The organism is Streptomyces sp. NBC_01255 (assembly GCF_036226445.1).
Taxonomy (GTDB): domain Bacteria; phylum Actinomycetota; class Actinomycetes; order Streptomycetales; family Streptomycetaceae; genus Streptomyces.
This window is the reverse complement of the sequence record NZ_CP108474.1, coordinates 7,146,078-7,166,292: the sequence shown is the minus strand read 5'-3', so window position 1 is coordinate 7,166,292 and position 20,215 is coordinate 7,146,078. Positions and strand designations below refer to the sequence as shown.

The 20,215-nt window shown below is 70.5% G+C and carries 16 protein-coding genes; 3 read left to right on the top strand and 13 right to left on the bottom strand.

Translation table 11 applies throughout. From position 1 onward, the window contains the following. Positions 1-77: 77 nt before the first annotated feature. Genes ruvX through OG357_RS32480 form a run of 4 tightly spaced genes read right to left on the bottom strand, consistent with a single transcriptional unit; the run spans position 78 to position 4,005 of the window. Entirely contained in the window at positions 78-548 is a 471-nt protein-coding gene (gene ruvX / locus OG357_RS32495; protein WP_024758274.1) for a Holliday junction resolvase RuvX, read from the bottom strand. Beyond that, positions 545-3,214 carry an alanine--tRNA ligase gene (alaS, locus tag OG357_RS32490; RefSeq protein WP_329624512.1) on the bottom strand — a complete coding sequence of 890 codons (2,670 nt, stop codon included), beginning with the start codon at positions 3,212-3,214 and terminating at the stop codon, positions 545-547. Before alaS ends, ruvX begins: the two co-directional genes overlap by 4 nt. Continuing rightward, the gene (locus OG357_RS32485; protein WP_329624511.1) at positions 3,214-3,561 is read right to left on the bottom strand and encodes a DUF6167 family protein; all 348 of its coding nucleotides are present in this window, start codon (positions 3,559-3,561) and stop codon (positions 3,214-3,216) included. Before OG357_RS32485 ends, alaS begins: the two co-directional genes overlap by 1 nt. Before the next feature lie 6 nt (positions 3,562-3,567). Then, positions 3,568-4,005 (bottom strand): DUF948 domain-containing protein, encoded by a 438-nt coding sequence (locus tag OG357_RS32480; protein WP_329624510.1) that lies wholly within the window; start codon positions 4,003-4,005, stop codon positions 3,568-3,570. Between the two features lie 166 nt (positions 4,006-4,171). On the opposite strand from OG357_RS32480, the gene OG357_RS32475 reads away from it, so the two are divergent. Continuing rightward, positions 4,172-6,340: an ATP-binding protein gene (locus OG357_RS32475; RefSeq protein WP_329624509.1), complete on the top strand. Its 2,169-nt coding sequence runs from the start codon at positions 4,172-4,174 to the stop codon at positions 6,338-6,340. 49 nt (positions 6,341-6,389) lie between these two features. Here OG357_RS32475 and rpsD read toward each other — a convergent pair whose 3' ends face one another. From rpsD to OG357_RS32450, 5 genes are all read right to left on the bottom strand, one after another. Beyond that, on the bottom strand, positions 6,390-7,004 hold the full coding sequence (gene rpsD, locus OG357_RS32470; protein ID WP_024758279.1) for a 30S ribosomal protein S4: 615 nt from the start codon (positions 7,002-7,004) through the stop codon (positions 6,390-6,392). Between the two features lie 369 nt (positions 7,005-7,373). Beyond that, positions 7,374-8,726 (bottom strand): replication-associated recombination protein A, encoded by a 1,353-nt coding sequence (locus OG357_RS32465; protein WP_329625762.1) that lies wholly within the window; start codon positions 8,724-8,726, stop codon positions 7,374-7,376. Between the two features lie 43 nt (positions 8,727-8,769). Continuing rightward, on the bottom strand, positions 8,770-9,396 hold the full coding sequence (locus OG357_RS32460) for a vitamin K epoxide reductase family protein (RefSeq protein WP_329624508.1): 627 nt from the start codon (positions 9,394-9,396) through the stop codon (positions 8,770-8,772). A 164-nt stretch (positions 9,397-9,560) separates the two neighbouring features. Next, positions 9,561-10,823 (bottom strand): histidine--tRNA ligase, encoded by a 1,263-nt coding sequence (gene hisS / locus OG357_RS32455; protein WP_329624507.1) that lies wholly within the window; start codon positions 10,821-10,823, stop codon positions 9,561-9,563. Positions 10,824-10,833: 10 nt separating this feature from the next. Beyond that, positions 10,834-11,541, bottom strand: a complete 708-nt coding sequence (locus OG357_RS32450) for an MBL fold metallo-hydrolase (RefSeq protein WP_030316256.1) — start codon at positions 11,539-11,541, stop codon at positions 10,834-10,836. Positions 11,542-11,704: 163 nt separating this feature from the next. On the opposite strand from OG357_RS32450, the gene OG357_RS32445 reads away from it, so the two are divergent. Beyond that, on the top strand, positions 11,705-12,502 hold the full coding sequence (locus tag OG357_RS32445; RefSeq protein WP_329624506.1) for a peptidylprolyl isomerase: 798 nt from the start codon (positions 11,705-11,707) through the stop codon (positions 12,500-12,502). Positions 12,503-12,702: 200 nt separating this feature from the next. After that, on the top strand, positions 12,703-13,932 hold the full coding sequence (locus OG357_RS32440) for a DUF349 domain-containing protein (RefSeq protein WP_329624505.1): 1,230 nt from the start codon (positions 12,703-12,705) through the stop codon (positions 13,930-13,932). Positions 13,933-14,001: 69 nt separating this feature from the next. On the opposite strand, the gene OG357_RS32435 is transcribed toward OG357_RS32440, so the two are convergent. The 4 genes from OG357_RS32435 to secD all read right to left on the bottom strand — a co-directional run bounded on the left by OG357_RS32435 (position 14,002) and on the right by secD (position 20,105). Then, positions 14,002-16,479 carry a RelA/SpoT family protein gene (locus OG357_RS32435; protein WP_329624504.1) on the bottom strand — a complete coding sequence of 826 codons (2,478 nt, stop codon included), beginning with the start codon at positions 16,477-16,479 and terminating at the stop codon, positions 14,002-14,004. A gap of 230 nt (positions 16,480-16,709) precedes the next feature. Beyond that, positions 16,710-17,261 carry an adenine phosphoribosyltransferase gene (locus OG357_RS32430; RefSeq protein WP_329624503.1) on the bottom strand — a complete coding sequence of 184 codons (552 nt, stop codon included), beginning with the start codon at positions 17,259-17,261 and terminating at the stop codon, positions 16,710-16,712. Next, a complete protein-coding gene (secF, locus tag OG357_RS32425; RefSeq protein WP_329624502.1) occupies positions 17,258-18,328 on the bottom strand; it encodes a protein translocase subunit SecF in 1,071 nt (356 codons plus the stop codon). The genes OG357_RS32430 and secF overlap by 4 nt, the downstream gene beginning before the upstream one ends. A gap of 1 nt (position 18,329) precedes the next feature. Continuing rightward, positions 18,330-20,105, bottom strand: coding sequence for a protein translocase subunit SecD (secD, locus tag OG357_RS32420; RefSeq protein WP_329624501.1), 1,776 nt, complete (start codon positions 20,103-20,105; stop codon positions 18,330-18,332). Between the last annotated feature and the right edge of the window lie 110 nt (positions 20,106-20,215).

The window sequence follows — 20,215 nt, the reverse complement described above, 5'->3', positions numbered from 1 at the left end:
TCCGGACGATCCGCCTCTACGTAGTGCGGCAATTGTTCGAACACCGCCGCATCGCGCGGAACGTTACCGTATCGCGATCAGATGACCACTTCGACGCCCTCGCCGGGCGGATTACCTGATACCCGTTCGGACTCAAGAGCGGCTTGCAGGATGATCACAGCGGCGGCCTGATCGATGACGGACCGCCCCTTCTTCGCCTTCACTCCCGAGGCCCGCAGCCCCTGGGTCGCCGTGACGGTCGTCATCCGCTCGTCGACCAGCCTGACCGGCACCGGCGCGATGCCCTTGGCCATCTCGCGGGCGAAGGCGCGGACCTTGGTCGCGGCCGGGCCCTCCCGCCCGTTGAGCGAGCGGGGCAGGCCCACGACGACCTCGATGGGCTCGTACTCCTCGACGATCTGGCGGAGCCGCCGGTGGGCGGCCGGGACGTCACGTCCCGGCACGGTCTCCACCGGCGTGGCGAGGATCCCGTCGGGGTCGCACGAGGCGACCCCGATCCGGGCGTCCCCGACGTCGACCGCGATCCGGCGGCCGCGACGCAGCGTCACGCCGTCTCCGTCACGAGACGCTCGACGGCGGCGATGGCCTCGCCGACGGCCTCCGGGTTCGTACCGCCGCCCTGGGCGACGTCCGGCTTGCCGCCGCCACCGCCGCCGAGGGTCTTGGCGGCCGTGCGGACCAGCTCGCCGGCCTTGAGGCCGCGCTCGCGGGCGGCCTCGTTGGTGGCGATGACCGTGAGCGGCTTGCCGTTGGCCGTGGTGAACAGGGCCACGACGGCCGGACGGCCACCGGAGATGCGGCCACGGACGTCGAGGACCAGCCTGCGCAGGTCGTCGGCGGTGGTGCCGTCCGGGACCTGACCGGTCACGAGCGCGACGCCGCGGACGTCCTTGGCGGAGTCGACAAGACCGGCGGCGGCCTGGAGGACCTTCTCCGCGCGGAACTTCTCGATCTCCTTCTCGGCGTCCTTCAGCTTGCCGAGCATGGCGGAGATCTTCTCCGGCAGCTCCTCGGGACGGCCCTTGACCAGCTCCTGGAGCTGGGCGACGACCGTGTGCTCCTTGGCGAGGAAGTTGTACGCGTCGACACCGACGAGGGCCTCGATACGGCGCACGCCGGAGCCGATGGACGACTCGCCGAGCAGCTTCACCAGACCCAGCTGGGAGGTGTTGCGGACGTGCGTGCCGCCGCACAGCTCCTTGGAGAAGTCGCCGATGGTGACGACACGGACCTGCTCGCCGTACTTCTCGCCGAACTCGGCGATGGCGCCCTGACGCTTGGCCTCGTCGATCGCCATGACCTCGGCGTGGACCTCCAGCTCGCGCGAGAGGATCTCGTTGATCTTCTGCTCGACGTCGACGAGGACCGTGCCGGGGACGGCGTTCGGCGAACCGAAGTCGAAGCGGAAACGGCCGGGCTGGTTCTCGGAACCGGCCTGGGCGGCCGTCGGGCCGAGGGCGTCGCGCAGCGCCTGGTGGGTGAGGTGGGTGGCCGAGTGGGCGCGGGCGATGGCCGTCCGGCGCCGGACGTCGATGGTGGCGTAGGCGGTGGAGCCGACGGTCACCTCGCCGACCTGGACGGAGCCCTTGTGCACGGAGACGCCCGGGACCGGCTGCTGGACGTCACGGATGTCGATGACGGCGCCGCTGTGCAGCTTGATCCGGCCCTGGTCGGCGATCTGGCCGCCGCCCTCGGCGTAGAACGGGGTGCGGTCGAGGACGACCTCGACCTCGTCGCCCTCGGAGGCCGCCGGCGAGGGGACGCCGTTGACGAGGAGGCCGACGACCGTGGTCTCGCCCTCGGTGTTGGTGTAGCCGGTGAACTGGGTGGCGCCGTTGCCGTCGGCGATCTCCCGGTACGCGGTCATGTCGGCGTGACCGGTCTTCTTGGCCTTGGCGTCGGCCTTGGCGCGCTCCCGCTGCTCCTTCATCAGGCGGCGGAAGCCGTCCTCGTCCACGGAGAGGCCCTGCTCGGAGGCCATCTCCAGGGTGAGGTCGATCGGGAAGCCCCAGGTGTCGTGGAGCAGGAACGCCTTGTCGCCGGAGAGGATCGTGCCGCCGGCGGCCTTGGTCTCGGTGACGGCGGTGTCGAGGATGTTCGTGCCGCCCTTGAGGGCCTTCAGGAAGGCGGCCTCTTCGGCGAGGGCGACCGTCTCGATGCGCTTGCGGTCGGTGACCAGCTCCGGGTACTGCTCGCCCATCGTGTCGATCACGGTGTCCACGAGCTCCTGGACGACCGGGCCGGTGGCGCCGAGCAGGCGCATGTTGCGGACGGCGCGGCGCATGATGCGGCGCAGCACGTAGCCGCGGCCCTCGTTGCCGGGGGTGACGCCGTCGCCGATGAGCATGACGGACGTACGCATGTGGTCGGCGACCACGCGCAGCGAGACGTCGCTGTCGTGGGCCTTGCCGTAGGCGACGCCGGTGAGCTCGGTGGCCTTGTCGATGACGACCTGGAGGGTGTCCGTCTCGTACATGTTCTGGACGCCCTGGAGGATCATCGCCAGGCGCTCCAGGCCGAGGCCCGTGTCGATGTTCTTCGACGGCAGCTCGCCGAGGATCGGGAAGTCGTCCTTGCCGGAGCCCTCGCCGCGCTCGTACTGCATGAAGACCAGGTTCCAGATCTCCACGTACCGCTCGTCGTTGACGGCCGGGCCGCCCTCGACGCCGAAGTCGGGACCCCGGTCGTAGTTGATCTCGGAGCACGGGCCACAGGGTCCCGGGACGCCCATGGACCAGTAGTTGTCCTTCTTGCCGAGGCGCTGGATGCGCTCGGCGGGGACGCCGACGACGTCGCGCCAGATCCGCTCGGCCTCGTCGTCCTCCAGGTAGACGGTGATCCAGAGCTTCTCCGGGTCCAGCCCGTAGCCGCCGTGCTCCACCGAGGAGGTCAGCAGCTCCCAGGCGAGCTTGATGGCGCCTTCCTTGAAGTAGTCGCCGAAGGAGAAGTTGCCGCACATCTGGAAGAACGTGCCGTGGCGGGTGGTCTTGCCGACTTCCTCGATGTCGGGCGTCCGCACGCACTTCTGCACGCTGGAGGCGCGCGTGAAGGGCGGCTTGACCTCACCCAGGAAGTAGGGCTTGAAGGGCACCATGCCGGCGGGGACGAGCAGCAGAGTCGGGTCGTCCGCGATGAGCGACGCCGAAGGGACGACGGTGTGCCCGCGCTCCTCGAAGAAGCTCAGCCAGCGGCGGCGGATTTCAGCCGACTCCATCAGTGGTCCTCATTCCGGTTGTACGAGATCGTGGGGATTGAATACGTCGTGGTCGGGCGCGCGGTGGGATCGAGCGCTGCCCTGCGGCGCGGCTGCGGAAGCTCGCGGTCCTGGTCCGCAGATGCGTCCAGGCCGAGTGCCTCGCCCAGTTCGGCCTCCCGCTGGACCATGCCCGCCCTCACGTCGAGGGCGAAGTCCTTGAGCCGGTGACCGGTCTCGACGGCCTTGTTCGCCGCCTGGGCGGCGAGGCTCTCGGGGGTCAGCTGCTTCAGCTTCCGGTTGACCTTGGCGGTGGCCCACACGCCGGCGGCTGCGCCGGCCGTGAACCAGAACGTGCGGCGGAACATGGTGGCTCAGCCCTTCTGCTTCCGGCGCCGTGCGGACGGCACCGTACGGCCGACGATCACAGTACGTCGCGCGCCGGCCCGCGGCACGTCCTCGCCGTCCCGGCCGCGGCCGAGCGCCTTGCGCACGCCGTAGCCGAACGCGGCCACCTTGACGAGCGGGCCGCCGAAGGTGGAGGCGACGGTGGAGGAGAGCGCGGACGCGTTGGAGGTGACCTCCTGGACGTCCGAGGCGATGGCGTCGACCCGGTCGAGCTGGGTCTGCGCGGAGCGCACGGTCGCGGAGGCGTCGGCGAGCAGGGGAACGGCCTGCTCGGTCACGTCCGCCACTAGCTTGGTGGTCGCCCTGAGCGTCTGCGCCAGCCTCACCAGCACCACGGCGAGGAAGGAGACCAGGATCGCCCAGAAGACGGCCACCAGGATCCCGGCAACCTCTCCACCGGTCACTCTGCACCGCTCTCTGCTGTCGTTCGCCCTTGGGGCCCTTGCCAAAAGTAGTCACCCGACCCTATCGCGCCCGGGCTGTCCCGCCGTACCGCATTACCGCTCGTGGGAAGGGAGTTGCGGAATCCGATTGTACGGAGCGCGTGCGGATGGGTACGCTCCGTGTCCCATGCGACGGAGCAATCTCCCGGCGGAGCCGAACCGGTTCGTCGGACGGGCCGCCGAGCAGGCCGAACTGACGCGACTCCTTGAGGAGTCGCGTCTCGTCACGGTCGTCGGGGTGGGTGGGGTCGGCAAGACGAGGCTCGCGCTGCGTGCGGCCACGGAGACGCAGAAACGCTACGGCGACGAGGTGCGGCTCGCCGAGCTCGCACCGCTCCGTGATCCGGATCTGGTGGATCACGCGCTGGTCGAGGCGCTCGGGCTGACCGACCACACACTGCGGGGCCCGCGCGAGGTGCTGATCGAGCATCTCGCGGAGCGGCGGCTCCTGCTGGTCCTCGACGGCTTCGAGCACCTGGTGGAGAGCTGTGCGCCGCTGGTCGGGGAACTGCTCGCGCACGCCCCCGGGCTCACGGTGCTCGCCGTGGGCCGCCGCCCGCTGCGCGTGGCGGGCGAGGCCGTGTTCCGGCTGGCACCGATGAGCGAGGCGGACGCGGTGACGCTCCTCGCCGAGCGGGCCGCGGAGGCGGGCGCACCGGTCGTCCAGGTGCACGACTCCACGCGCGAGCTCTGCCGTCGGCTCGACGGGATCCCCCTCGCTCTCGAACTCGCGGCCGGCCGTCTGCCCCTTCTCTCCGTCGAGCAGATGCTGTGCCGTCTCGACGACCGCTTCCGGCTGCTCACGGTCGGCGCGCGCGGGGCGCTCCCCCGCCACCAGACCCTGCGCACGGCGATCGGCTGGAGCCACGAGCTGTGCACCCCGGAGGAGCGCCTGCTGTGGGCGCGGCTCTCCGTGTTCGCCGGCACCTTCGACCTGGAGGCGGTGGAGTACGTGTGCGGTGGCGCCGAGCTGCCGCCGGACGGGATCCTGGACCTGCTCGGCGGGCTGCTCGCGCAGTCGCTGGTGGTGCGGGAGGACACGCCGGCCGGTCCGGGCTACCGGATCCTGGACACGGTCGCCGCGTACGGGGCGGAGTGGCTGGCCGCGCTCGGCGACACGGAGCGGCTGCGCCGCAGGCACCGCGACTGGTACATGGGGCTGGCGACCTGGTGCGAGCTGGAGTGGTTCAGCCCGCGCCAGGCGGAGGTCGCGGCCCGGACGGACGCGGCGCTGCCGAATCTGCGGGCGGCCCTCGACCTGTGCCTCGAACTCCCCGAGGACGCGCATCTCGCGCAGCACCTGGCGGGCACGCTCTGGTTCGCCTGGGTGGGCTGCGGGCGACTCTCGGAGGGCAGGCACTGGCTGGAGCGGGCGCTCGCGCTGGAGTCCGGGCACGAGGAGGCCCGGCTGAAGGCGCTGTGGGTGCTCGGCTACGTGACGATCCTCCAGGGCGACGGTACGGCCGCGGTGGCGGCGCTCCACGAGTGCGGGGAGGGGGCCCGGGCCTCCCGGAACGCGCTGGCGGAGGCGTACGCGACGCACCGGATGGGCTGTCTGGCGCTGCTCTCGGACGACATGCCGCGGGCGGAGGAGCTGATCGGGCGGGCCCTGGACGGGTACCGGGAACTCGGCGAGCTGAACAGCAACGTGCTGATGGGGCAGGTCGAGCTGGCGATGGCGCGGGCCTTCGCGGGCGATCTGGAGGCGGCGGTCGTGATCTGCCGCGAGGTGCGGGAGGTCTGCGAGGAGCGTGGGGAGCTCTGGACGCGGGCGTACGCCCTCTACGTGCTCGCGTTCTCGGCGTGGACCCGGGGCGAGTTCGGGGAGGCGCGGGAGCTGCTCGCCGAGTGCGTGACGATCAACCACGCCTTCCGTGACCAGGTGGGGCTCGTCCTCGCGATCGAGCTGCTCGCGCTGGTGACGGTGAGCGAGGGCGATCCGGTGGAGGCGGCCGTGTTGCAGGGCGCGACGGTGCCGGTCTGGGACACCGTGGGGATCCGGCTCTTCGGTTCCGCGTCGTTCAACGGGCCGAGGGCGCTGTGCGAGGAGCACGCGGGCGCGGCGCTGGGGGCGGAGGCGTACGCCGCCGCGTTCCGCGAGGGGCGGGGGCTCTCCTTGGACGCGGCGGTGGAGCGGGCGCTCGCGCACCGTCGGGATCCGGCCATCGGCGGGCCGGCGGGGGTGGCCGGTCCTGTGGCTCCGCGTCCCTTCCGGACGGCGCGGGCGGCGACGGTCCCGGGAACGCGGAAGCCCGCCGGCTCCCCCACCGGTAAGGGTGGGGAAGCGGCGGGCTGAACACCGCGAGGGTGGTACTACGTCCCCCGACTGTCGCCGGGGGCCCGGATCAGCGGGCGTAGTACTCGACGACCAGCTGCTCGTCGCAGATGACCGGGATTTCCTTGCGGTTCGGGTCGCGGTCGAGGCGGAAGGCCAGGGCCTTCAGGTTGACCTGCAGGTAGCGCGGGGTCTCACCGTCGGCGGCGAAGCCACCCTCACGGGCGACCTCGAACAGCGGCTTGGTGCGGCTGCGCTCGCGGACCATCACGACGTCGTCGGGACGGACGCGGAACGACGGCTTGTCGACCTTGCCACCGTTGACCTGGATGTGGCCGTGGACGACCATCTGACGGGCCTGGTAGATGGTGCGGGCGATGCCCGAACGCAGGACCAGGGCGTCGAGGCGACGCTCGAGCTCGACGACCAGCGCCTCGCCCGTCTTGCCCTCGGCCTTCTTGGCGCGGTCGTACGCGCGGGCCATCTGACGCTCGGAGATGTCGTACTGAGCGCGCAGACGCTGCTTCTCGAGCAGACGGACCTTGTAGTCCGAGTTCTGCTTGCGACCACGGCCGTGCTCGCCCGGCGGGTAGGGGCGGGCCTCGAAGTACTTGACAGCCTTCGGGGTCAGCGCGATACCGAGCGCACGCGACTTCTTGACCTTGGGACGGGACTGGTTCGGCATGAACCAACCTCTCTATCTGAACGAAAACGGCTTCACCAGGGTTAAGGGAGGTCGCATCCGCAGCCGGGAAACCCGCCGGGTCCGTACAGGACGGACCTGCCGGGCAGCCGCTCCCAGGTCTGGGCACATACGTGCAGCACGCGAACGACCCACCGCCGCTCCCGGGATCCGGGTGGTGGTGGGTGACCCGCGACACCCTCGAAGGTGCGCGACACTCCTGGAAACCCCGCCCGAGGGCCGGGTCTCCGGCTGACTGTCCCGTTCTGGTGGTGCCGACCGGAGCCGGGCACGGGACGCAGCAATCCCGACCAGTGTACCGGGTCTCCGGGGCGCCCTCGCCCCGGGGCCGGCGGCCTCGAACGGCGGGTGCTACTCGTCGCCCTTCAGGCGGGCCCGCACCCGCTCCACCACGTCCGCGTAGCGCGCCTCCGCGCCGTAGCGCGTGGGCTCGTAGTACCGGCGGCCGTGGATCGTGTCCGGCGCGTACTGCTGGGCCGCGATGCCGCCCGGCACGTCGTGCGGGTACACGTACCCCTGGGCGTGGCCGAGCTTGGCCGCGCCCTTGTAGTGGCCGTCGCGCAGGTGCGGCGGGACCGAGCCCGCGAGGCCGTTCCGTACGTCCGCCAGGGCGGCGCCGATCGCGGTCGTCGCCGCGTTCGACTTCGGGGCCAGGGCCAGGGCGATCGTGGCGTGGCTCAGGGTGAGCGCGGCTTCCGGGAAGCCGATCATGGCGACGGCCTGCGCGGCTGCCACGGCGATCGGCAGCGCGTTCGGATCGGCGAGGCCGATGTCCTCGCTCGCGGAGATCATCAGGCGCCGGGCGATGAACCGCGGGTCCTCCCCCGCCTCGATCATCCGCGCCAGGTAGTGCAGGGCCGCGTCCACGTCCGAGCCACGGATCGACTTGATGAGCGCGCTGGCCACGTCGTAGTGCTGGTCGCCGTCCTTGTCGTACTTCACGGCCGCGCGGTCGACGATCTCCTCGACCGTCTGGAGCGTGATCTCCGGCTCGCGCTTGGCGAGGGCGGCGCCGGCCGCCGCCTCCAGGGCGGTCAGGGCGCGCCGGGCGTCGCCGCCGGCGACCCGGAGGAGGTGGGCCTCGGCGTCCTCCGGGAGGGACACGGCCCCGGAGAGCCCCCGCTCGTCGGTGAGCGCCCGGGCCATCAGGCCGCGCAGGTCCTCGTCGGTGAGCGGCTCCAGAGTGAGGAGCAGCGAGCGGGAGAGGAGCGGGGAGATTATCGAGAAGTACGGGTTCTCGGTGGTGGCCGCGATGAGCGTCACCCAGCGGTTCTCGACGGCGGGCAGCAGAGAGTCCTGCTGGGCCTTGGAGAAACGGTGGATCTCGTCGAGGAAGAGGACGGTCTCCTTGCCGTAGCCGCCGACCGCACGGCGGGCGCCGTCGATGACGGCCCGGACCTCCTTGACGCCCGCGGTGATCGCGGACAGCTCCACGAACCGCTTGTTGGTCGCCTTGGAGACCACGTACGCGAGAGTGGTCTTCCCGATACCGGGCGGGCCCCAGAGGATCACGGAGGAGGCGCCGGCGGGGCCTCCGTCGCCGTCGCCCACGAGTCGGCGCAGCGGCGATCCGGGCTTGAGCAGGTGCTTCTGCCCCACCACCTCGTCGAGGGTGCGCGGGCGCATCCGGACCGCCAGCGGGCTGCTGGACGGGTCCTTCTCCTGGCGGTCTTCGGCGGCTGCGGTAAAGAGGTCGGGCTCCACAGTCATGAAGCCTAGGTCACGCCACTGACAGCGCCGCCCGCTGTCAGCTGGTCCAGAAGTCCCACCAGCGGGTCAGGATCAGCATCCCGATGATCCCGATGTGCAGGACGGGCAGGAGCCAGGTGAACTCGTCGAAGAAGGTCTTCAGGCCGCCGGGGGCGGGGATGACACCGCTCCGGACGTTGTGCGAGGTCACGTACCAGAACATGACGATGGTGGCGACCCAGGCCAGGCAGCACCACAGGCAGAGCGAGTTGATCTCGTACAGCGACTGGTACATGAGCCAGGTGCAGAAGCCGACGCCGAACAGCGTGCCGGCGTTGAGGCCGAGCCAGTACCAGCGGCGGTAGCGGGCGCCCGCGAGCAGGCCGACGCCGATCGCGATGACCATGGCGAACGTCACGAGGCCGAGCATCGGGTTCGGGAAGCCGAAGACCGCCGCCTGCTCGCTCTTCATGATGTTGCCGCAGGAGACGATCGGGTTGAGGCTGCAGCCCGGCGTGAAGTTCGGGTCCTCAAGGAGCTTGATCTTGTCGATCGTGATCACCCAGGAGGCGAGCAGACCGGCCGCTCCGGTGATCACGAGCAGCCAGGCGAAGGCCTTGCTCGCACCGATCCTGCCGCCGTCGTTCCGGCTGGACGCGGCTTCGTCCACCGCTGCCTTCGTCATGTCGCCGTTTCCCTCGCTCGCGGACCGTCTGGGCACGGTCATTCTGCCGTACGGGGGACCCCTCCCACCGTTCGCGGGGGATAAGTGAGGCCGGCATAAGGGCAACGCGCAGGGGCCCGGACCAGCGCGTGTGCGTGGTCCGGGCCCTGTGTGCGTACGGTCCGTCAGGCGAGCTTGGCGCGTACCGCGTCCAGCAGGGCGTCGACGGCGACGGCCTGCTGCTCGCCGGACTCCATGTCCTTGAGCTGGACGACGCCGTCGGCGAGGTCGCGCTCACCGGCGACGACGGCGAGGCGGGCACCCGAGCGGTTGGCGTCCTTCATGGCGCCCTTGAGGCCCTTGCCGCCGAACGAGAAGTCCGCGGAGATGCCCTCCCTGCGCAGCTCGGTGACCTTGCCGAAGAGGGTCCGGCGCGCCTCCTCGCCGATGGCCACGGCGAAGACGCTGGTGACAGCGGGGAGATCGAGCTCGATGCCCTCCGCCTCCAGGGCGAGGACGGTGCGGTCCACCCCGAGCGCCCAGCCGACGGACGGCAGCGCGGGGCCGCCGATCATCTCGGAGAGGCCGTCGTAGCGACCGCCGCCGCCGACCGCCGACTGCGAGCCGAGGCCGCCGTGGACGAACTCGAAGGTCGTGCGGGTGTAGTAGTCCAGGCCGCGCACCAGCTTGGCGTCGTCCTCGAAGACCACGCCCGCCGCGGTGATCAGGGCGCGCACCTCCTCGTGGTACGCCTTGCACGCGTCGCAGAGGTAGTCGCCGAGCAGCGGGGCGCCGACGAGCTGCTTCTGCACGGACTCGCGCTTGTCGTCGAGGACGCGCAGCGGGTTGATCTCCGCCCGGCGCAGGGTCTCCTCGTCGAGGTCGAGCCCACGCAGGAAGCTCTGGAGCGCCTCGCGGTAGACGGGACGGCACTCCTTGTCGCCCAGCGAGTTCAGCAGGATGCGGAAGTTCCGCAGGCCGAGCGTGCGGTACGCCTGGTCGGCGAGGATGATCAGCTCGGCGTCGAGGGCCGGGTCCTCGGCGCCGATCGCCTCGGCGCCGACCTGCGAGAAGTGGCGGTAGCGGCCCGCCTGGGCCCGCTCGTAGCGGTAGTACGAGCCGGAGTACCAGAGCTTGACCGGCAGGTTGCCCTGCTTGTGCAGGTTGGCCTGGAGCGCCGCACGCAGGACGGACGCGGTGCCCTCCGGACGGAGGGCGAGGTGGTCGTTGCCCTTCGTGGTGAGGGTGTACATCTCCTTGGTCACGATGTCGGTGGACTCACCGACACCGCGGGAGAACAGCTCGACGTTCTCGAAACCGGGCGTCTCGATGTAGCCGTAGCCGGAGTTCCTCAGCGGCGTGGAGATCGCGTCGCGGACCGCCAGGAACGTGGCGGAGCGGGGCGGGATCAGGTCGTACGTGCCCTTGGGGGCCTGAAAGGTGCTCACGAAAGTCTCGTCACATTCCTCGTCGGGGAGCGTCCGTGCTCCCGAGACCGGCGGCCACGTCCCGCAGATAGGGGTTCGTGGCGCGCTCCTGGCCGATGGTCGTCTGGGGACCGTGTCCCGACAGCACCACGGTCGAGTTGTCGAGCGGCAGGCACACACGGGCCAGCGAAGCGAGCATCTCGTCCATGTCACCGCCGGGAAGGTCGGTGCGTCCGATGGAGCCGGCGAACAGCAGGTCCCCGGAGAAGAACACGGAGGGGATCTCCGTGGTCTCCGGCATCCTGAAGGTCACCGACCCCTTGGTATGACCGGGCGCGTGGGCGACGGAGAAGTCCAGACCGGCGAGCTTCAGCTCGGCGCCGTCGGTGAGCTCCCGTACGTCGTCGGGCTCCCCCACGGTCAGCTCGCCCATGAGCGGCATCCCGATGGAGCGGCCGAGGGCCTTCTCCGGGTCGCTCATCATGTACCGGTCGGACGGGTGGATCCACGCGGGGACGTCATGGGCGCCGCACACCGGAACGACGGAGGCGACGTGGTCGATGTGTCCGTGGGTGAGGACGACGGCGACGGGCTTGAGCCGATGCTTCTTGAGCGTCTCCTCGACTCCCTGGGCGGCCTGGTGGCCCGGGTCGATGATCACGCACTCCTCGCCTGCGGCGGGGGCGACCAGATAGCAATTGGTCCCCCAGGCCCCGGCGGGGAACCCGGCAATCAGCACGTTCGTCCTTAGATGTCGTCCGGCACGGGGGCGCGGAACTCGTGAAAAACACGGAATGCGGCAGATCAGAGCCTACCGGCGCTGCCGGTTCCACAGCCAACCCGTATACGGTACGGGCACATCCGGCCAGGGCAGGAACAGACGAGCGACAGGAGCGGACCCGGTGGTCACGAGCGATCAGCGGCGGCGGCAGCTTGCCAGGGAGAAGTACGTGCGGCAGCAGCAGCGGCGGGAGGAGAAGCAGCGCAAGGCGAAGCGGCGCAATACGGTCATCGCGGCCTCCCTGGCCGTGGTGCTGGCGGCCGGCGGTGCCGTGTACGCCTCGGTGGCGCTGACGGGCGACTCGAAGGGCTCGGACGCCGCCTCGGGCGACTCGCCCACCACGCCGACCCCGGAGCCCACGCAGAGCGAGTCGAAGGCTCCCGAGCCGAAGATGGCCGTGGACGCCAAGGGCACGTACACCATGTCCCTCAAGACCAACGAGGGCGACATCGCGATCGCGATGGACGCGGCGAAGACCCCGCGCACGGTGAACTCCTTCCACCACCTCGCCGCGAAGAAGTACTTCGACGGGAGCAAGTGCCACCGCCTGACGACCGACGGCATCTACGTCCTCCAGTGCGGCGACCCGACGGGCGAGGGGACCGGCGGCCCGGGCTACAACATCCCGGACGAGGACCTGGACGCCCTGGGCAAGGCGGGCGCGGACGGCAAGGTGACCTACCCGGCCGGCACGGTCGCCATGGCCAACACCGGACAGCCCGGCACGGGCGGTTCGCAGTTCTTCCTCGTCTACAAGGACAGCAAGCTGCCGCCGCAGTACACCCGCTTCGGGACGATGGACGCGGCCGGTCTCAAGGCAGTCAAGGACGTGGCCGCGGCCGGTGGCGTGGACGGTGCCTCGGACGGCGCCCCGAAGAAGCCCGTCACCATCGAGAAGGCCACTGTCACGAAGAAGTGAGCCGGGTGTCCGCACACATGCGTGACCGTGGAATTTCGGTCGCGCTGAGTGCGGACAGCCGGGCCGCCGTTCGCCTAGATTGGCGTTGTGCAGCGTGGGCCTGTCGGCCGCGCTGCGGAAGGCGGGCGAGGCCCGCCGGGAAACTGTGGACGATGCCCGGGGGGTACGACCCCGCGACGGCATCATGGTGAGGAGGCGCTGTGAGCAGCGACCCGTGGGGCCGCGTCGACGAGACGGGCACCGTGTACGTGCGGACGGCCGAGGGTGAGAAGGTCGTCGGATCGTGGCAGGCCGGCACCCCTGAGGAGGCTCTGGCCTACTTCGAGCGCAAGTACGAGGGCTTGGTGGTCGAGATCGGCCTCCTCGAGAAGCGTGTGAGGACCACCGACCTCTCGGCGAAGGACGCCACCACGGCGATCGAGCACATCCGCCAGCAGATCGACGAGCACCACGCCGTCGGCGACCTGGCGGCGCTCGGCGTCCGGCTGGACAAGCTCGTGGCGTCGGTCGACTCGCGCCGCGAGGAGCGCAAGGCCCAGAAGGCCAAGCAGACCGACGAGGCGCGGGCCGCCAAGGAGGCGCTCGTCACCGAGGCCGAGGAGCTGGCCCAGAGCGAGCAGTGGCGCTCCGCGGGCGAGCGGCTCCGGGCGCTCGTGGACACCTGGAAGGGTCTCCCCCGGCTGGACCGCAAGTCCGACGACGAGCTGTGGCACCGCTTCTCGCACGCCCGCTCGGCGTTCTCGAAGCGCCGCAAGGCCCACTTCGCCTCGCTGGACGCCCAGCGCGAGGACGCCCGCAAGGCGAAGGAGCGTCTGGTCGCCGAGGCGGAGTCGCTGTCCAGCTCCACCGACTGGGGGAACACGGCGGCCCGCTACCGCGAGCTGATGACGGAGTGGAAGGCCGCCGGCCGGGCGCAGCGCGAGCACGAGGACGACCTGTGGAACCGCTTCCGCGGCGCCCAGGACGTCTTCTTCGCGGCGCGCGGCGAGGTCTTCGCCGAGCGGGACGCGGAGCAGACCGAGAACCTCAAGCTCAAGGAGGAGCTCGCGACCGAGGCCGAGAAGCTGCTGCCGGTGACGGACCTGAAGGCGGCCCGTGCGGCCTTCCGCTCCCTCAACGAGCGCTGGGAGGCCATCGGCCACGTGCCGCGTGACGCCCGCCCGAAGGTCGAGGGCCGGATGCACACGGTGGAGCGGGCGCTCCAGGAGACCGAGGAGGCCGAGTGGCGCCGGACGAACCCGGAGGCACGCGCGCGTGCCGCGGGTCTGACCGGTCAGCTCCAGGACGCCGTCGAGAAGCTGCGCAAGCAGATCGACGCGGCCCGCGCCGCCGGGAACGACGCCAAGGCCGACAAGCTCGCCCGTGAGCTGGAGGGCCGTCAGGCCCTGCTCGACCAGGCCATGAAGGGCCTGGAGGAGTTCGGCGGCTGACGCGGAAGCCGTGACCGTACGAGGAAAGCCCCCCGGCAGCGAGCCGGGGGGCCTTCCTCATGGGCGTCACTACGGCCTGCGCGCCGAGGTCACGCGGTAGACGTCGTAGACGCCCTCCACGCCCCTGACCGCCTTCAGGACGTGGCCCAGGTGCTTGGGGTCGCCCATCTCGAAGGTGAAGCGCGAGGTGGCCACCCGGTCGCGGGACGTCTGGACGGCCGCCGAGAGGATGTTGACGTGCTGGTCCGAGAGGACCCGGGTGACGTCCGAGAGGAGCCGGGACCGGTCCAGGGCCTCGACCTGGATGGCGACCAGGAAGACCGAGGACTGGGTGGGCGCCCACTCGACCTCGAGGATGCGCTCCGGCTCACGGGAGAGCGACTCGACGTTCACGCAGTCGCTGCGGTGAACCGATACGCCACTGCCCCGGGTGACGAACCCGATGATCGGGTCGCCGGGGACGGGCGTACAGCAGCGCGCCAGCTTCACCCAGACGTCCTCGACGCCCTTGACGACGACGCCCGGGTCGGCGCTGGAGCGGCGCTTGGAGCGGCCGCGGGTCGGCGGGGCGGCCTCGTCGATGTCCTCGGTGGCCGCCTCTTCGCCGCCGAGCGCCTGGACCAGCTTCTGGACGATGGACTGGGCGGTGACGTGGCCCTCGCCGATCGCCGCGTACAGCGAGGAGATGTCGCTGTAGCGCATCTCGTGGGCGAGGGTGACGAGCGAGTCGCCGGTGAGGATCCGCTGGATCGGCAGGTTCTGCTTGCGCATGGCCCGCGCGATGGCGTCCTTGCCCTGCTCGATGGCCTCGTCGCGGCGCTCCTTGGAGAACCAGGCGCGGATCTTGTTGCGGGCGCGCGGGGACTTGACGAAGCCGAGCCAGTCGCGGGAGGGTCCGGCGCCGGCGGCCTTGGAGGTGAAGACCTCCACCAGGTCGCCGTTGTCGAGGGTCGATTCGAGCGGGACGAGCCGCCCGTTGACCCGTGCTCCTATCGTGCGGTGTCCGACCTCCGTGTGGACCGCGTAGGAGAAGTCGACGGGGGTGGCCCCGGCGGGCAGCGCGATGACGTCGCCCTTGGGCGTGAAGACGAAGACCTCGTTGCGCGAGAGGTCGAAGCGCAGGGACTCCAGGAACTCGCTGGGGTCCTCGGTCTCCTTCTGCCAGTCGAGGAGTTGGCGCAGCCACGCCATGTCGTTGAGGTGGTCGTCCTTGCCGGTCTTCTTCGGCACGTCGGTACGTACCTTGGAGGCGCCGGCGGAAGGATCCTGCTTGTACTTCCAGTGCGCGGCGATGCCGTACTCGGCGCGCCGGTGCATGTCGAAGGTGCGGATCTGGAGCTCGACGGGCTTGCCGTTGGGTCCGATGACCGTCGTGTGCAGCGACTGGTACATGTTGAACTTCGGCATCGCGATGTAGTCCTTGAACCGGCCGGGGACCGGGTTCCATCGCGCGTGGACGGTGCCGAGCGCCGCGTAGCAGTCGCGGACGGTGTCCACGAGGACGCGGATGCCGACCAGGTCGTAGATCTCCGCGAAGTCACGGCCGCGGACGATCATCTTCTGGTAGACGCTGTAGTAGTGCTTGGGGCGGCCGGTGACGGTGGCCTTGATACGGGCGGCGCGCAGGTCGGTCTGGACCTCGTCGGTCACTATGGCGAGGTATTCGTCCCGCTTGGGGGCGCGCTCGGCGACGAGCCGGACGATCTCGTCGTACATCTTGGGATAGAGGATCGCGAAGGCGAGGTCCTCCAGCTCCCACTTGATGGTGTTCATGCCCAGGCGGTGGGCCAGGGGCGCGTAGATCTCGAGGGTCTCGCGGGCCTTCTTCTCCTGCTTCTCCCGCTTGAGGTAGCGCATGGTGCGCATGTTGTGCAGGCGGTCGGCGAGCTTGATGACCAGGACGCGCGGGTCCTTGGCCATGGCGACGACCATCTTGCGGACGGTCTCGGCCTGCGCGGCCTCGCCGAACTTGACCTTGTCGAGCTTGGTGACGCCGTCGACGAGCAGGGCGACCTGGTCGCCGAAGTCGCGGCGGAGGGTGTCGAGGCCGTACTCGGTGTCCTCGACGGTGTCGTGCAGGAGACCGGCCATCAGCGTCGCCGGGTCCATGCCGAGCTCGGCGAGGATCGTCGTGACGGCGAGCGGGTGCGTGATGTACGGGTCGCCGCTCTTGCGCTTCTGGCCGCGGTGCCAGCGCTCGGCGACCTGGTAGGCGCGCTCGATCTGGCGGAGGGTCGCCGTCTCGATCTTGGGATCGTTGGACCGGACGATCCGCAGCAGTGGTTCGAGGACCGGGTTGTACGGGGAGGAGCGCTGGACGCCGAGGCGGGCGAGGCGGGCGCGGACGCGGTTGGACGAGCCGCCCGAGCGGGCGGGCGCGGCCGGCGCGGGCCGGGCGGCGGGGGCCGGAGTGGGCGCCGGGGCGGGCGTCTCGGGCGCGGGCCCGGTCTCCGCGGGCTTGTCCTGGGGCGTGCCGGTCCCCGGCGCGGCCTTTTCGGCCTTCGGGTCGGGCTGCGCGGCGGAGAGTGACTGGGCCTCGTCTGGCAAGAGCGCTCCTCGTGCGGTTCCGGGTCCCCCGGTCAGGCCCGGAGAGGCCATGGTATCGAGCCACGACCCGCCCTGCTCACGCGCCCGGGGCGCGGACGGCACGGGCGCCGGGGAAGCGCTCCATTCGGGCCCCGTACGGGGACATACCGGGAAAACAGCGGGGGCGCCCCGGGGATTCCCCGGAGCGCCCCTGTGGGCCTTGCTGTGGGCCGTGCTGTCGGACCCTGGGGTCAGACCGTGATCAGCGCCGTGAGCGGGGCGCCGTTCAGGACCGGTTCCAGACGGGCGCGGCCCGGGAGGAAGCCGAGCTCCATAAGGACCGCGACACCCGCGACCTCGGCGCCGGCCCGGCGGACGAGCTCGATCGAGGCCTCGGCCGTGCCGCCGGTGGCGAGGACGTCGTCGATGACCATGACGCGGTCGCCCGCGGCGAGGTCCTCGGCGTGCACCTCGATCTCGGCGGTGCCGTACTCCAGCTCGTAGGCCTGGCGGAGCGTGGCCCCGGGGAGCTTGCCTGCCTTGCGGACCGGGATGAAGCCCAGGCCCGCGCGGATGGCGACCGGGGCGGCCAGGATGAAGCCGCGGGCCTCCAGGCCGACGATCTTCGTCGCGCCGTGCGCGGTGCACAGTGCGGCGAGGGCGTCGGTGAGGGCGGTGAAGGCCTCCGGGTCGGCGAGCAGCGGCGTGATGTCCTTGAACAGCACGCCCGGCTTCGGGTAGTCGGGGACGTCGCGGATGCGGCTGAGCAGCAGCCCGTTGACGTCCTGCGTTCCTGTGGTCATCCGCGGTGCTCCTGGGCGCCGTGACGGCTCGCGCGCGGGCCCACGACGGCGGCCTCGCCGGGCAGGTCGTCCGCGGCGTCCAGCGGCTCGCCCTTGGCGGCTGCGGCGGCCCGCTTGACCATGATGCGCTTCTTGAGCGCCTTGATCGACGGCTCGCGCTCCTTGAGGTCGGCGACGAGCGGGGTGGCGATGAAGATCGAGGAGTACGCGCCGGCGGCGAGACCCACGAACAGCGACAGCGAGATGTCGTTCAGCATGCCCGCGCCGAGGACGCCGCCACCGATGAAGAGCAGGCCGGCGACGGGCAGCAGCGCGACCACGGTGGTGTTGATCGAACGGACCAGGGTGCCGTTGATCGAGCGGTTGGCCAGCTCGCTGTAGGTGAAGCGGGTCTGCTTCGTGATGTCCTTCGTCTGTTCCTTGAGGGAGTCGAAGACGACGACTGTGTCGTACAGCGAATAGCCGAGGATCGTCAGCAGACCGATGACGGTACCGACGGTGACCTCGAAGCCGACCAGTGAGTAGATGCCCACGGTGATCGTGAGGTCGTGGATGAGGGCGATGAGTGCCGCGACCGCCATTCTCCACTCGAAGGCGATCGCCAGATAGATCACCACGAGGATCATGAAGATCCCCAGACCCGTCCAGGCCTTGGTGGCGATCTGTTCACCCCAGCTGGGGCCGACGAGCTCCGCCGCGATCTTGTCCTCGGGGACGTTCAGGTCCTTGGCGAGCTCCTCGCGGACCTGGTCGGACTGGGCGGTGTCGAGGCCGCCGACCTGGATGCGGAGGGAGCCGTTGCCGAGCTGCTGGACGATCGCGTCGTGGCCCGAGGCCTCTTCCGCGTACTCCTGCGCCTGGCTGACGGAGACCTCGCTCTTCGGGGTGGTGAAGACCGCGCCGCCCTGGAACTCGATGCCCATGTTGAGGCCGCGGACGGCCAGGGCGACGATGGCGGTGATGGTGATCAGGATGGACAGGCCATACCAGATCTTGCGGTTGCCGATGAAGTCGTAACCGACCTCACCGCGGTGGAGCCGGGCGCCGAGATCGCCGAGCTTCGACATCTCACGCCTCCTTCGGGTCGGCAGCGGCAGGGGCAGTGGCACGGCGGGTGCGGCGCAGCGGCGGCTTGGCGCCGAGACGCTTCGGGTCGAGACCCGACCACGGGTGACCGTTGCCGAAGAACTTGGTCTTCGCGAGCATCGTCATGATCGGCTTGGTGAAGAGGAACACCACGACGATGTCGAGCAGGGTGGTGAGGCCGAGCGTGAACGCGAAGCCCTGGACCTTGCCGACGGTGACGATGAAGAGCACTGCCGCGGCCAGGAACGACACGAAGTCGGAGACCATGATGGTGCGGCGGGCACGCGGCCAGGCGCGCTCGACGGCCGGGCGGAGCGTGCGGCCCTCGCGGAGTTCGTCGCGGATGCGCTCGAAGTAGACGATGAACGAGTCCGCGGTGATACCGATGGCGACGATGGCGCCGCAGACGGCCGGCAGGTTCAGCGCGAAGCCGATGGCCGGGCCGAGCAGGGCCATGATCACGTAGGTGAGGACCGCCGAGACGCCGAGGCTGAGGATGGCGACCAGCGACAGACCGCGGTAGTAGGCGACCAGGTAGATGATGACCAGGGCGAGACCGATGGCACCGGCGATGAGGCCGGCTTCCAGCTGGTCACCGCCGAGGGCGGCGGTGACGGTGTCGACGCTCTGGGTCTCGAAGGTGAGCGGCAGCGCACCGTAGGACAGGATGTTGCCCAGGTCCTGGGCGGACTCCTGGTTGAAGTTGCCGGAGATCTCCGCGCTGGCGCTGAGCGTCTGGCGCACGGAGGGCGCCGAGACGACCTGGCCGTCGAGGACGATCGCGAACCGGTTCTGCGGGTCGGCCTGCTGCGAGAGCTTGCCGGTGATCGACTGGAACTTCTTCGAACCCTCGTCCGTGAAGTCCATGGTGACGATCCACATACCGCGCTGCTGGTCGAACTGGCCCTTGGCGTCGTCGACGTCCTTGCCCTCGACCTCGGCGGGACCGAGCAGGTACTTCGCCCACACGCCCGGGTTGTCCTCGCCGCAGGCCACGGTGGGCTCGGTCGGCTTGACGCCCTGGCCGGCGGCGGCGCGCTGCTTGGGGTCGAGGCAGTTCAGGGTGGCGAACTTCTGCTGCAGCGCCACGGTGGCGGCGTCGGCCGAAGGGGTCGCCTGCGGGGTCCCGGTGGCCTGCGGCTTCGCGGAGGTCGAGGAGCTCGCGGTGGGCGTCGGGCTCGGGGCCTTGAGGGCCTCGCTGACCGCGCGGCCCTGCGTGGTGGCGGTGGCCGTCGGGGTGGCCGACTTCTCGCCGACGCTCGCGCCGGAGGCGGAGGAGGACGGCTTGGCCGAGGGAGTTCCCGAGGCGGAGCCCGAGGGGGTGGCGCTCGGCGCCGCCGGGGGCGCGCCGTCGGCGACGGTGAGAACGGGCCGGAAGTAGAGCTGGGCGGTGGTGCCGACCTGCTCGCGGGCCTGCTTCTCGTTCGTACCCCGGGGGATGTTGACCATGATGTTCTCACGGCCCTGCGTCTGGACCTCTGCCTCGGAGACACCCAGACCGTTGACACGGCGCTCGATGATGCCGACCGCGGTGTTCATGTTGGTCTCGTTGACCGCCGACTCCTGGCCGGGCTCGGCCTTCGCCTTGAGCGTGATCGACGTTCCGCCGGCGAGGTCGATGCCGAGGCGCGGGGTGGTGTGCCCCGACCAGAACATTCCGCCGGTGAGCGCGACCATGGCGATCAGGATGAATGCCAGGGCGCGGCCCGGACGGCTCTGTCCCCCCGCCGCCCCTCGGCCCTTCTTCGGTGCTGCCACCTGTCGTATCTCCCTGTCCAACCGTCTCCCGCCGGGTATGCGTGAGACGGCCACGAAGTGTGTGTGGGGACCTGCCCCCGCAGACGTGCAACCGTTCCGGAGACCGCGCA

Coding starts and splice junctions, on each gene's coding strand:
- OG357_RS32475 (WP_329624509.1), top strand. CDS start 4,172: ATGCGACGGAGCAATCTCCCGGCGGAGCCGAACCGGTTCGTCGGACGG.
- alaS (WP_329624512.1), bottom strand. CDS start 3,214: ATGGAGTCGGCTGAAATCCGCCGCCGCTGGCTGAGCTTCTTCGAGGAG.
- OG357_RS32430 (WP_329624503.1), bottom strand. CDS start 17,261: ATGACCACAGGAACGCAGGACGTCAACGGGCTGCTGCTCAGCCGCATC.
- rpsD (WP_024758279.1), bottom strand. CDS start 7,004: ATGCCGAACCAGTCCCGTCCCAAGGTCAAGAAGTCGCGTGCGCTCGGT.
- OG357_RS32485 (WP_329624511.1), bottom strand. CDS start 3,561: ATGTTCCGCCGCACGTTCTGGTTCACGGCCGGCGCAGCCGCCGGCGTG.
- OG357_RS32460 (WP_329624508.1), bottom strand. CDS start 9,396: ATGACGAAGGCAGCGGTGGACGAAGCCGCGTCCAGCCGGAACGACGGC.
- secF (WP_329624502.1), bottom strand. CDS start 18,328: ATGTCGAAGCTCGGCGATCTCGGCGCCCGGCTCCACCGCGGTGAGGTC.